13 protein-coding genes are annotated in these 12,085 nt (G+C 76.7%); 4 read left to right on the top strand and 9 right to left on the bottom strand.

Going from position 1 to position 12,085, the window contains the following annotated elements:
• Window positions 1–100 precede the first annotated feature (100 nt).
• The gene (locus tag CHB98_RS06150) at window positions 101–574 is read left to right on the top strand and encodes an EamA family transporter (RefSeq protein ID WP_089304693.1); all 474 of its coding nucleotides are present in this window, start codon (window positions 101–103) and stop codon (window positions 572–574) included.
• On the opposite strand, the gene CHB98_RS06145 is transcribed toward CHB98_RS06150, so the two are convergent.
• From CHB98_RS06145 to CHB98_RS06115, 7 genes are all read right to left on the bottom strand, one after another.
• A complete protein-coding gene (locus CHB98_RS06145) occupies window positions 575–1,258 on the bottom strand; it encodes an NRDE family protein (protein WP_245820949.1) in 684 nt (227 codons plus the stop codon). It abuts the gene before it with no gap.
• A 30-nt stretch (window positions 1,259–1,288) separates the two neighbouring features.
• Window positions 1,289–1,708, bottom strand: coding sequence for a GNAT family N-acetyltransferase (locus tag CHB98_RS22875; protein WP_342744014.1), 420 nt, complete (start codon window positions 1,706–1,708; stop codon window positions 1,289–1,291).
• Window positions 1,709–1,846: 138 nt separating this feature from the next.
• Complete coding sequence (locus CHB98_RS06135; RefSeq protein WP_089304691.1) at window positions 1,847–2,368, bottom strand: cupin domain-containing protein; 522 nt, start codon at window positions 2,366–2,368, stop codon at window positions 1,847–1,849.
• A 28-nt stretch (window positions 2,369–2,396) separates the two neighbouring features.
• Window positions 2,397–3,062 carry an SDR family NAD(P)-dependent oxidoreductase gene (locus tag CHB98_RS06130; protein WP_089304690.1) on the bottom strand — a complete coding sequence of 222 codons (666 nt, stop codon included), beginning with the start codon at window positions 3,060–3,062 and terminating at the stop codon, window positions 2,397–2,399.
• Window positions 3,059–4,099, bottom strand: coding sequence for an NAD(P)-dependent alcohol dehydrogenase (locus CHB98_RS06125; RefSeq protein WP_089304689.1), 1,041 nt, complete (start codon window positions 4,097–4,099; stop codon window positions 3,059–3,061). Before CHB98_RS06125 ends, CHB98_RS06130 begins: the two co-directional genes overlap by 4 nt.
• A 126-nt stretch (window positions 4,100–4,225) precedes the next feature.
• A complete protein-coding gene (locus tag CHB98_RS06120) occupies window positions 4,226–5,236 on the bottom strand; it encodes a DUF2332 domain-containing protein (RefSeq protein ID WP_089304688.1) in 1,011 nt (336 codons plus the stop codon).
• A gap of 10 nt (window positions 5,237–5,246) precedes the next feature.
• Complete coding sequence (locus CHB98_RS06115) at window positions 5,247–5,450, bottom strand: zinc-ribbon domain-containing protein (protein WP_089304687.1); 204 nt, start codon at window positions 5,448–5,450, stop codon at window positions 5,247–5,249.
• A 59-nt stretch (window positions 5,451–5,509) separates the two neighbouring features.
• On the opposite strand from CHB98_RS06115, the gene CHB98_RS06110 reads away from it, so the two are divergent.
• Together CHB98_RS06110 and CHB98_RS06105 are read left to right on the top strand one after the other, a co-directional pair.
• On the top strand, window positions 5,510–6,748 hold the full coding sequence (locus tag CHB98_RS06110) for a 3-deoxy-7-phosphoheptulonate synthase (protein WP_245820948.1): 1,239 nt from the start codon (window positions 5,510–5,512) through the stop codon (window positions 6,746–6,748).
• Window positions 6,745–7,773, top strand: a complete 1,029-nt coding sequence (locus CHB98_RS06105; protein ID WP_245820947.1) for a zinc-binding dehydrogenase — start codon at window positions 6,745–6,747, stop codon at window positions 7,771–7,773. The genes CHB98_RS06110 and CHB98_RS06105 overlap by 4 nt, the downstream gene beginning before the upstream one ends.
• Before the next feature lie 150 nt (window positions 7,774–7,923).
• On the opposite strand, the gene CHB98_RS06100 is transcribed toward CHB98_RS06105, so the two are convergent.
• Window positions 7,924–9,000, bottom strand: a complete 1,077-nt coding sequence (locus CHB98_RS06100; protein WP_143424961.1) for a cytochrome P450 family protein — start codon at window positions 8,998–9,000, stop codon at window positions 7,924–7,926.
• Window positions 9,001–9,246: 246 nt separating this feature from the next.
• Here CHB98_RS06100 and CHB98_RS06095 point away from each other — a divergent pair, with 246 nt between their 5' ends.
• On the top strand, window positions 9,247–11,145 hold the full coding sequence (locus tag CHB98_RS06095) for a M28 family metallopeptidase (protein WP_089304684.1): 1,899 nt from the start codon (window positions 9,247–9,249) through the stop codon (window positions 11,143–11,145).
• Window positions 11,146–11,212: 67 nt separating this feature from the next.
• Here the strand turns inward: CHB98_RS06095 and CHB98_RS06090 are convergent, their stop codons facing one another.
• On the bottom strand, window positions 11,213–12,085 hold the full coding sequence (locus CHB98_RS06090) for a matrixin family metalloprotease (protein ID WP_089304683.1): 873 nt from the start codon (window positions 12,083–12,085) through the stop codon (window positions 11,213–11,215).

Below are 12,085 nucleotides of genomic sequence, written 5' to 3'. Positions count from 1 at the left end.
CGCCGAAGCAGGCCAGGTGTCGCCCCGGGCAGGCACCCGGCGCGGGCCCCGGTGGCGGGCCCGGAACGTGGCCCAGCCCGTCCCCGTGGACGACGGGTGCATGCCGGCGGCCCGGGCCGGGGACGCCCGCTCGTCCGTGGTGCTGGCCACGCTGGCGGCCCTGGCGTTCGGCCTGTTCTCCGTCGTCCTCGAGCGCGCGACGGGGCGCGCGGTCCTGCCCGGGGCGGGTCGGGGGGCGGTCGACGTCGCGCTGGTCGTTGCGCTGGCCGTCCAGGCCGGGGCGCTCGGAGTGACCCTCCTGGCGGCCACCCGGCACACCCGCGCCTGCCCGCGACCCGAACGCTCCCTCGTCGTCCCGGCCACGCTCGTCGGGCTGGTCGACGTCGGCGCGGACGTCCTGGTCACCCTCGCGGTCGACCGGGGCCCGCTGGCCGTCGTGGGGCCCCTGGCCTCCCTCGACCCCGTCGTCGCGGTCCTCGTCGCGACCCTCGTGCTCCGGGAACGCCTCCGGCTGCTCCCCGCCCTCGGCGTCCTCGGCGCGCTCGGCGGCACCGTGCTGGTCGCGACGGGGTGATCAGCCGACGGCCAGGGGCTGCCACGGGCCGAGCCACGGCCGGCGGCTGTACTCCAGGGCCAGCCGGCCCGGCCGGGCGTCGATGAGCTCGCCGAAGACCGTCGCGAAGACCCTGCCGTCCTGCTCGTGCCGGACCAGCAGGGCACCCGGGTCGTCGCGCGGGGGCGCGCTGCGCACCAGCTCGCGCCAGCCGTCCGGGTAGCCGGCCGCGGTGAACAGCGGGAGGAACGTGTCGGCCTTGCGGTCCTCAGGGCCCCCGGAGGTGACCATCCAGGTGCCCTCCGGGTGGTCGGTCCGGACCGTCCGCCCGCCGTCGGAGTCCCAGGTGGTCAGCCCGTCCGGCCCGGCGAGGACGAGGAGGAAGCTCGCCATGCCCTCGGTGCGGATCGCCGCCGGCCAGTCCGGGCCGTGCTCAACGGCCAACAGCGGAAGCACGCCACGGCTGGGTGCGCCCGGCTCAGCGGTCGGCTTCTGCGGCCGGTTGAGCACCAGCGCGGTGACGCCGCTGCCGACGTGGGTGGCGCACCAGGTCCCGCCCGCGACGCCGTCCCGGCCGCCGACCAGGTCCGGGTGCTCGGGCCACCAGCGGCCGGGGTCGTCGAACTCCCGGCCGACCAGCTCGTCCCGCAGGGCGAGGATGCGCGTGGGCGTGCCCGGGGCCCACCGCACCACCACCGTGCACACGTCCGCCATCGTCCCAGCCGGCGGACCCGCTCACCCCGCCCGGGGGGCCAGCCGCTTCCTGAACAGCACCAGGTCGTCGCCGTCGGTCCACCAGTCCGGGACACGCGCGGCCCGGTCGTAGCCGCACCGGTCGTAGAACGCGCGGGTGCCGGCGTACCGGTCGGTGCCCGAGGTCCGGACGGCGAGCAGGCGCGCGCCCCGGCCGGACAGGTCGGCCTCCACGTGCCGCATGAGTGCCTGCCCGGTGCCGCGACCCTGGCGGGCCGGTGCACCGCGATCATGGTGAGGTCCCACACGCGGTCGGCGGCCTCCTCGGGCCGGTAGTAGACGACCGCCGTCAGCGTCGCCGGGGCGGATGGGTCCCCGGGGTCGCCGACGAGGCAGACCGGGTGTCCCGGTGAGGGGTCCGAGCACGTCGTCGAGGAAGGGAGCCTCCTCGGCGGTGACCATGCCGGCCGCGACGACGAGGTCGCGCACCGCGGGGAGGTCGCCGTCGCGCAGGGGCCGGAGCACGGCGGACAGCGTCGGCCGTACAGCCCGGTGCCGCAACGCGGTTCCCGGCGCCCGCGCACCGGACGCCGGTGCTGCTCAGCCGCGCCGGTGGCCCGGCAGCGTGTCGACGTCGACCATGACCTGGTCGTGCCGGGCGTAGAGCTCGGTCCACTGCTGGCCGGTCAGGGTGCGGCCCCGCGCGGCGATCTCCTCCAGCTCGGCGAAGTAGCTCTCCCGCGGCGCGCCTGGGGTGAACAGCATGAGCATCGACGCCGGCGCCCCGGACTCGTTGCGGAAGGCGTGGACGCCGCCGGGCGGCACGTGCAGGAAGTCACCCGGGACGGCGTCGGTCCAGCGGCGCCCGTCGAACAGCGCGACGGTGCCCTCCAGGACGTAGAACGCCTCGGACATGCCCCGGTGGAAGTGCGGCTCCGGCCCGCTGGGGGCGGCGGCCATGTCCCACCGGAACAGGCCGTAGTCGCCGCCGGTCGAGGCCTGCGTGGCCAGGTGGTGCACGGCGCCGCCGCGGGTGAACCGCAGGTCCGGGCCGGCCGACCCCGGGCGCAGGGCGGCGGTCGCCACGCCGGGTCCCAGGTGCCGCGGTGCGGGGTAGGTCATCGGCCGGTCCTCCGGGGTCGCATCGGGCTCAGGCGTCCAGGTCGCGGGCGAGGCGGCGGAACCCGTCCCGCTCGGTGTGCATCGCCCACAGCGTGTCGGCGAGCACGGCGGGGTCGGTGCGCGCGTCCCCGGGCGTGATCGCACCCGGGACGACCAGCTGCCCGACGTGGATGCCCTCGCCCGCCAGCACGTCGTGCAGCATCTGCCCGTAGGCCGACTCGCCGGCGAAGGCGACCGACGTGCCGGCGACCCGGGGGTCCGGTCGGGCAGCGCTGCCGCCGTTGACGAGGAGCACCGTGCCGCGGCCCAGGGCCCGCATGCCCGGCAGCACCCGCGTGACCGCGGTGACCGGGCCGTGGACGGAGAACTCCAGCGCGGCGGCCAGGTCCTCCGGGGTCGTCTCCAGCACCGGGCGCAGGAACTCCGGCTGCGGGATCGGGCTGTACTGCAGCACCTCGACCGGTCCCAGGGTGTCGGCCGCCCGGTCCAGGGCCGCCGACAGCGAGGCGCGGTCGCGGACGTCCGCGGCGAAGCCGCGGGCCCCGATGCCCTCGGCACCCAGCTCGCCGGCCAGCGCGTCGACGCGCTCCTGGCTGCGGGCCAGCAGGGCGACGTCGAAGCCCACTTGGCCGAAGCGGCGCGCGACCGCGGCGCCCAGGCCGCGGCCGGCGCCCACGACGGCGAGGACGGTCACCGCAGGGTCGCGGTGTCGATGACGAACCGGTAGCGGACGTCGGAGGCCAGCACCCGCTCGTAGGCGTCGTTGACCTGGTCGGCGGCGATGACCTCGACGTCGGCGCCGATGCCGTGCTCGGCGCAGAAGTCCAGCATCTCCTGGGTCTCGGCGATGCCGCCGATCATCGAGCCGGCGAAGGTGCGCCGGTTGGTGAGCAGCGAGAACACGTCCACGCTGAGCGGCTCGGCGGGGGCGCCCACGTTGACCAGCGCGCCGTCCACCGCCAGCAGCGACAGGTACGCGTCGACGTCGAGCGGTGCGCTCACGGTGTTGACGACCAGGTCGAACCGTCCGGCGAGAGCCGTGAAGGTGTCCGGGTCGCTCGTGGCGTGGTAGTCCCGGGCGCCGAGCCGCAGGCCGTCCTCCTGCTTCTTCAGCGACTGCGACAGCACGGTGACCTCCGCGCCCAGCGCGGCGGCCAGCTTGACGGCCAGGTGGCCCAGCCCGCCGAGGCCGACGACGGCGACCCGCCGGCCCGGCCCGGCGCCCCAGTGGCGCAGCGGCGACCAGGTCGTGACGCCGGCGCACAGCAGCGGTGCGGCGGCCGCCGGGTCCAGGCCGTCGGGCACCCGCAGCACGAAGTCGGCGGCGACCACGACGTGCGTGGAGTAGCCGCCCTGGGTGACGGTGCCGTCGCGGTCCACGCCGCCGTAGGTGGCGACCATGCCCTCGACGCAGTACTGCTCCTGCCCGGCGCGGCAGGGAGCGCACCGGCGGCAGGAGCCGACCATGCAGCCCACCCCCACCCGGTCGCCGACCCGGTGGGTGGTGACCGACGGGCCGACCTCGGCGACCACGCCGACGATCTCGTGGCCGGGCACCAGCGGGTACGGCTGGGGGCCCCACTCGCCGCGGACGGTGTGGATGTCGGAGTGGCAGATGCCGGCGTGCGTGACCTCGATCAGCACGTCGTCCGGACCCACCGACCGGCGCTCGACGGTGGTGGGTCCCAGCGGCCGGCCGGCGGCGGGGGCGGCGTAGGCGGGGACGCGCATGCGGAGTTCTCCTCGGATCTGGATGGGGGGTACCGGACACCACGGAACACCCCCGCCCGGCGGTGTGCAGGGTGGGGGCGGCAGGCGGGACCGTCACGACTCCCCTCGGCGGCCGGGCCGGCCGGCTCAGGGGTCGGCCAGCCAGGCGATCGTGCGGCCCCTCGACCAGCAGCGGCCGACGGCCTCGACGTGCAGTCCCGACCCGTCGAACACGGCCAGGCCGACGACGCTGTGGCCGGAGGCACGCCGGTCGCCGAGCGTCGGGACCGCCGGTGCGACGCCGACGCCCTCGGCGGACACCCACGCCACCGGCCGGCCGGCCGCCACCTCGTCCAGGCGGTGCAGGAGGCGCAGCCGGCCCCCCGGCGGCAGGCGCGACAGCGCCCACGCGGTGGTGACGACGGGCAGTGCGTCCGGGGGCACGCGGGCGACGGCGTCCCGAAGCAGCTCGACGGGGTCCCCCCGCAGCAGCAGCGGAGGGCCCGCGGCCGCCAGGGCGATCTCGGCGTCGAGCCGGGCGGCCCGCTCCGGTCGGTCCGGGGGCAGGCAGGCGCGCAGCCAGCGGGCATCGTCCGGGTCGGTGACGTCGACCGGGTCGGCGTCGACGCCGACCCGGGCGACGACCCGCGGCAGCGGCCGCCGGGGGACCGGCCGGTCCCCGACGACGGCGGCGGAGGACCGCACGGGGGACGACGGGTCGCCCAGGTCGGGCGCGTTGCCGTAGCCGATGGCGACGCGGTCGAGGAGGAGGTCGAACCCGGCCCCGCAGCCCACGGCGACCAGCCCGACCGCGGTGGCGCCCACCCGGCGCGCCGCCTCGGCGACGGCCGGGTACAGCACGGCGCCGCGCCCGGTCTCGTCGGCCCGGACCCGCCGGCGGGTGGCGAGGGCAGCGACCGCGTCGGTCATCCGCAGCAGCGTGTCGACGGCCGCGCGGGCGGCGGCGTCGGCGTCCCCGGCGGCGTGGGCCGCGGCGAGCTCCGGTGCGTGCCCGGCGAGGGCGAGGTCGTGCAGCGCGGCGAGGACCACCGCGGGGCGCCGGGCGCGGGCGGGCAGCGTGGCGAGGGCTCGCTGCGCGTCCGCGGACCCGCCGAGCGCCGAGGCGACGCGCGCCTGCAGCGGCGAGGCGCCGGGCACCGGGACCGGCTCAGACCTCGACGGCGGTGCCGCAGATGCCGCAGACCTCGTACTCCCGCCGTCCCCACCGGGCGACCGGCACGAAGAACACGCTGAACTGCCGGAAGCGGCGCACCCGCCCCCACTGGCTGGTGTTGCCGCAGCGCGGGCAGGTGCGGACCTCCCCGGGACCCAGGTCCCGCTGCCCGGTGCCGAAGCCGAAGAGGAGGAACACGCGGCGAGCGTAGGGGCCGCCCCTCGGGTGCGCCGCCCGGACGGGGGAGGATGGGGCCCATGGCGGCTGACCCGGTGCTGGACGTGGCGACGCGGATCGCCGACTCCCTGCTGGAGGTGCAGACGCGGGTCAACGCGCAGATCGACGCCACCCTGGCCGAGCTGCTGCCCGCCGTCCGGCAGCGCCTGGGCGTCGAGCAGGCCGACGACGCCGACCTCGGCGACCTGGTGAACACCCGGATCACCGGGCTGAGCGTCGTCGTCACGCCGGCCGCGGTCGCGACCGTCGTGCCGCTGCCGGCCGCGTCGGTCGTCACGACGCGGGCGGCCCGCCGCGCGACGGCCGACGTCGTCGCCGGCCGCGACGACCGGCTGGCCGTCATCGCCGGGCCGTGCTCGATCCACGACCCGGCCGCGGCGCTGGAGTACGCCGCCTTCCTCGCCCGGATGCGCGAGCGGCACGGCGCGGACCTGGAGATCCTGATGCGGACCTACACCGAGAAGCCGCGGACCGAGGTCGACTGGAAGGGGTTCGCCTACGACCCGTTCCTCGACGGGTCCAGCCGGATCAGCGTCGGGCTCGTGGCGACCCGGGTGCTGATGTGCCGGATCACCGCCCTGGGCGTGCCGGTGGCCGCCGAGCCGCTCAACGCGCTGACGCCGCAGTACGTCAACGGGCTGGTCACCTACAACGGCGTCGGCGCGCGCAACGTCACCGACCAGACGGCCCGCGAGCGGGTGTCCGGCTTCTCGTCGGTCGTCGGCTTCAAGAACTCCCCGGAGGGCAGCATCGACTCCGCCATCTCCGCCGTGCTGACCGCGCGGGCCCCGCACGAGTTCCTCGGCGTCGACCACCACGGGGTGAGCGCCCAGCTGTCGACCACCGGCAACGACACCGCGCACGTCATCCTGCGCGGGGCGGCCGACGGCCCCAACTTCTCCGCGGACCACGTCGCCGACACCCGGCGGCGGCTGGCCGCCCGCGGCCTGCCCGAGGTGGTCGTCGTCGACGCCTCGCACGGCAACAGCCGCAAGGACCACCGGCGCCAGGTCGAGGTGGTGCGCGACCTGGCCGGGCAGGTCGCCGGCGGCGAGCGGGCGATCCGCGGGGTGATGGTCGAGAGCAACCTCGTCGAGGGCCGCCAGGACCTCGACCGCGACGGCCCCGGGTCGCTGGAGTACGGCAGGAGCGTCACCGACGCCTGCATCGACCTCGACACGACCGAGGTGGTGCTCGCCGAGCTGGCCGAGGCCGCCCGCGCCCGCCGCGCCGGCGCCCGTCCCGTGGTGCACCGGTGACCGACGCGGGCCCCGCGCCGGCGCGGGAGGAGCCCGAGCGGCGGTCGGGGGCGGGCATGTGGGCGCAGCGGCTGGTGGCCCCGCACCAGCTGGAGCAGGTCGAGGTCCCGGCACCCCGGGAGGACGCGCTGGCCCCCGGTGAGGTGCTGGTCGCGCTGGCCGCCGGGGGCATCTGCGGCAGCGACCTGCCGTTCTTCCGCGGCGGGCTGTCCCCGGACCTCGGCCCGGACGCCCGCGAGTTCGGCACGCCGGGGTTCCCGATGCACGAGGTCGCCGGCACCGCCGTGGCCTCCCGGCACCCCGCGATCGGGGTGGGCGACGACGTGGTCGGCTGGGCGCCGCGCTTCGACGGCCTGGCCGAGCTCGTCGTCTGCGACGGCGACGGGCTGCACGCCCACGACCGGCGGCTGCCGGCGCGCACCGCCGTCATGCTGCAGCCCCTGGCCTGCGTCCTGTACGCCATGGAGCAGGTGCGCCCCGTCGCCGGCCGCACGGTCGCCGTCATCGGCCAGGGGCCCATCGGGCTGCTGTTCGCGCACGTCGCGACGTCGGCCGGGGCCGCGCGCGTGGTGGGCGTCGACCGCGTCGACCGGTCGGGGACCGCCGCCGCCTTCGGCGTCGACGAGCCGGTGCGGGCCGCCAGCGACCTGTGGGCGGCGTCCCTGTCCGACGCCGACCGCCCCCACCTCGTCGTGGAGGCCGCCGGCCACCAGACGGCCACGCTCACCCACGCCCTGGAGGCCGTGGCCCCCGGCGGGGAGGTCTTCTACTTCGGCGTCCCCGACGAGCTGGTCTACCCAGTGCCGATGCGGCTGATGCTGCGCAAGAACCTGACGCTGCGGTCGGGCATCACCTGGGAGCGGCGGCGGGTGCTGGCCCGCGCCGAGGAGTACCTGCGTGCGCACCCGGAGCTGACCGAGGGGTACGTCAGCCACGTCTTCCCCGTGGACGACGCGCAGTCCGCCTACGAGCACGCCGCCCGCCCTGCGGCGGGCCAGGTCAAGGTCGTCGTCGCGGCGACGTGAGCGCGGCGCGTCGTCGCGCCGGGGCACGCCCCGGGCGCCGGCCCCCGGCCGCCCGTGACGAGCCGGTGACGCGGGCCCCCGACCATCGGGTCGTGGATCTGGAGCGGTTCTGGCTGGCGGCGTCGGCGGTGGCCGCCCTCGCCTCCGCGGTCATCGGCTTCCGCTGGGCTGCCTCGCCGTACGCCAGGGGATACGCCTCGGCCTCGGCCGGGTTCTTCGTGCTGAGTCGCTGGACTGCGGTCGGCCGCCCGGAGCGGTCATCCGCACCCCCGAGGAGGTCGACGTGGAGGACCCCGGCATCCCCACGTGGTCGTACGCGTCGCTGACCCTCCGGCAGCCCGGCTGGCCGGGGACCCGCGGCGCGCAGTGGGTGGCGGCCACGGCCGCCGGCGAGCAGTTCCGGACGGCCGACCTCCTGGCGGCCCTGGACCGGCTCGGCGCCGACGGGTGGGAGGTGGTGGCCTTCGCCCCCGAGGTCGGTGACCGCCCGACCTGCTTCATCCTCAAGTCCCCGCGCTGAGCGACACCCCGAGGGCCCGTCCGGCCCGGCCCGGCGAGCGCGCGCAGCCCGCGGATGCCGGGCAGGGAGAAGTAGGCACCGCCACGGACGCGGACGAAGTCGGGCACCCCGCGCAGGCGGGTGGCCAACGGGGTCCCCTCCACGGTGAACAGCCCGCCGCCGTCCGGTGGCGTGCCCATCACCGCGTCCTGCTCCTCGTACAGGCCGGCGAACGTCACGTTGTCCAGCCAGGTCCGCTGGACGAACTCGAACTGCCGCTCGATGGTCGCGTCGAGACAGAGGAGGAACAGTCCCCGCTCCACCCCGTCGTCCTCCACGGCGTCCTCGGGGAGCCCGCCTCCGTAGGCCCGTCCCCGGCGGACGATGCGGTGCAGGTTGGCGATCTCCAGGCCGCGCGCCGGGTCGCCGGGGTGCACGCAGTGCTCCAGGATCGACCGCTCGCGGGCGTAGCGCTCCGAACGGTCCATGCCGAGGACGAACGGGCCGTTGACCCGGTCCATGGTCACCGCGTTGACCTCGGCGATCGTGGACTCCCCGTCCCGCTCCAGGACGTCGACCACGTCGGCGTGCCGGCTGACGAGGACGACCCGGCCGACGGCGAGCACCGGCAGGAAGCTCGACAGCAGCCGGCCGGCGAGACGCAGCAGGGCCGCGTTGTTGGCCAGCCGCACGGCGAGCGGCGTCGTGCGTCCCGGTGTCTCGGGCATCCCGAATCCCTGCCTGTGGCACGGCCGAGGCTCGTCGACCCGGTCACCGGAGCGTCACCGGGCGGACGACCACGGCGGGCCCGGCGGTGGTGCCCGACGGCGTGCTGGTCCAGGGCCTGCTGCCCGGGTGGTGCGGCGGCCGGGCCCGGGAGCGTGGGGGCGGCCCTCGTCGCGGGGGCGTGACGATCCGTTGACGCGGCCCCGCCACCGTGGACCCGGCTCCGGACGGACACGAGGGGTGCGGCCATGGAGGACCTGACCGGTGCGACGGTCTTCTTCGACATCGGCGACACGCTCGCCTCGGTGACCCTCGCGCCGAGCGGGGACCGGATCGCGCGACTCGACGTCTTCCCGTACGTCCCCGGGCTGCTGCGCGGGCTCCGGGACGGCGGCGCGGAGCTGGGCATCCTCTCCGACCCCGGTCCGCTCGCGCCGGCGGCGGTGGACGAGGCGCTCGCGATCGCCGGACTCGCCGACCGGTTCCGACCGGACCTGGTGCGCTACGGGCCCAAGGACTCGCCGGACGTGTTCGAGCGGGCGGCCGCGGCCGCCGGTGGGGAGCGTGTGTCCTTCGTCGGCGAGGACCCCGGCGAGCGCTGGTCCGCCCTCCGGGCCGGGCTGTCCGTGGCACCGCACCCGCTGCTGGCCGTGTCCGTCCTCCGGGAGCCCGGGACCCTGCGCTACGTCCGCGTCACCGTGCCCGCCGGGTGGGCGGGTGGGGACTGGCGGCGCGTGCTCCGCGGGCTGCCCGTGGTCCCCGTGCACGTCACGGGAGCCGGGGGCGGGACCGTCTACGCCGTGACGACGGCACCGGTGGCCGCGCACCTGGACGGGCTCGGCCTCTGGGTGGACCGCCTCGGCGCCGAGGACACGCCGCTCACCACCGACCTGTACCTGGTGCGCGACGACCGGCGGGGCGGCGCCGCCACCCGCGACGCCGAGGACGACGGGACGGCCCCCGTCGCTGCGGGACCGGCGGCACGTGACGTCCTCGCCTCCACCCTCGAGGGGCTGTTCGTCGCCGTGCCGGCGGGCCGGTCGGTCGAGAGCCTGCACGCCACGGACGCCGGGCACGGGCACAACCTCAAGCTGGCGCCGTCCCCCGCGCTGCTGGCGGCCGCGACGGGCGGGCCCGGCGGCCGTGCGTCCCTGGTGGCGGCGACGGCCGTGGCGGCCGCGCTCACCCCCGCCGAGCAGGAGGTCCTCGGGTCGCGGGTGCAGCCGCACGGGGTGGCCATCCACGTCGAGCGGTACGCCGGGACCACGCCGGCCGGCCCGGACGGCACCGTCATCCGGAGCCGGCACGTGCACCACCCGGACAACGCCGTCGCCGTCGCGACGCTGGTCGCCGACCTCGAGCGGATCGGCGGTGGGCGGCTGGCGGTCGAGCGGCACCAGTTCCGGCACGAGGGCCGCACGCTGGAGAACGTGGCGGCCGAGCTGCCCGGCCGGGACCTGGACGGCGTGGTCCTCGTCACCGCCCACCTGGACTCCACCGCCGCCCGGTCGCTGCGGTACCGGGCGCCCCGGGACCCGGCCCCCGGGGCGGACGACGACGCCAGTGGGCTCGCCGGGGTGCTGGCCGCCGTCGAGGCGATCACTGCGCTCGACGACGCGCTGCGACCGTCCCGCCGGGCCGTGCGGTTCGTGCTGTTCAACGCCGAGGAGCACGGCCTCGTGGGGAGCCGCGCGTACGCGCACCAGCAGGCGTTGCTCGACGCGCCGATCGTCGCGGTCCTCCAGATGGACATGATCGGCCACGACCTGCGGCCCGAGCGCACCTTCGAGCTGCACGCGGGCTTCACCCCCGCCCCCGCGGTGGAGGCGCGGTCGCTGGACCTGGCCGCGCTGGTCACCGCGCTGCAGCCGGTCGTGTCCCCGGCGCTCCGGCCGGCCCAGGTGTACCCGGCCGGGGCGGAGGGCGACGCCGCCGAGCGCCGCAGCGACCACTCCAGCTTCCACGAGCAGGGGTACGCGGCGCTCCTCGCGTCCGAGGACCTGTTCGCCGGCCCGGGTCCCGCGGCGCCACCGGCGGAGATGAACCCCGACTACCACCTGCCCACGGACACGACCGTCGACGCCGGCTACGCCGCGGACATCGCCCGCCTGGTCACCGCGGCGGCGTGGGTCGCGGCCACGCGCTGAGGCAGGTCGCCCCGTCCGGGCAGCGCCGGGGCCGCCGGCGGGACGGCGGCCCCGGGACCGCGTCGGTCTACGGCGACACCTCGGTGAAGTCGTCCAGCGGCGGGCCGTACACGGACCGGCTCCCGGTCCTGTCCAGTGCCGTGATGGCCAGCTCGGGGCGGCCGACCCCGCCACAGAAGTAGTGCATGACCGACTGCGGGTCGTAGTCGGTCAGGTCGAGCGTGTCCCCGAGGTCCTCGTCCGGACAGACCGGCGGAGCGCCCGACCGGATGTGCTCGTGGCGGAACCCCAGGACGTGCCCGAGCTCGTGGCGCATGACGCCGGTCCGATCGAACGTGCCCTGGGTGAAGTACGACGGGTCGATCAGCACCCGCCTGCGGCTCGGGGGGTCGTGGGGGAAGAAGGCCGCCGCGATGAAGGCCCCACCGGCGTCGATGTGCCGCACGGGGAAGACGACCCCACCGGGCCGCACGTCGTCGCTCTGGTCGGCGGCGGGCACGTGCGCGAAGTCCACCCCGCACGTGCCCTCCCAGTCAGCGGTCGCCTGCGTCATGTGCGCCACGACCTCCTCGTACCGGTCGTCCTCCGGGAACGTCGTGCGCAGCACGCAGTACGTGAGGACCGTCCCCGGCTTCCACCGCACGATGCGGCCGCCCCGGAGGATCCCCACGAGGCCCCGCTCCCGGGCGTCGGCGGTCGCCAGGCCCGGCGCCGTGGAGCTCCCGAAGCCCCGCTGCTCGGTCATCCTCCGAGCCTGCTGCACGGCGTCGGCCGCGGCGCGCTGCTGGCTGTAGACGAACAGCTCGTCCTCGTCCAGGAGGTAGTCGCTCTCGGCGCGCCAGAAGGTCTCGCCGTCCACCTCGACCCGCTTGAGCTTGTCCTTCAGCAGGTCGAAGTACCCCTCGTCCAGTGCCTCAACGGACCGCATCGTGGTGTCCAC

It is taken from the genome of Geodermatophilus pulveris, assembly GCF_900188375.1.
GTDB classification, from domain to species: Bacteria; Actinomycetota; Actinomycetes; order Mycobacteriales; family Geodermatophilaceae; genus Geodermatophilus; species Geodermatophilus pulveris.
The sequence above is the reverse complement of the archived record's forward strand: the minus strand, read 5'-3'. Positions and strand labels throughout refer to the sequence as shown.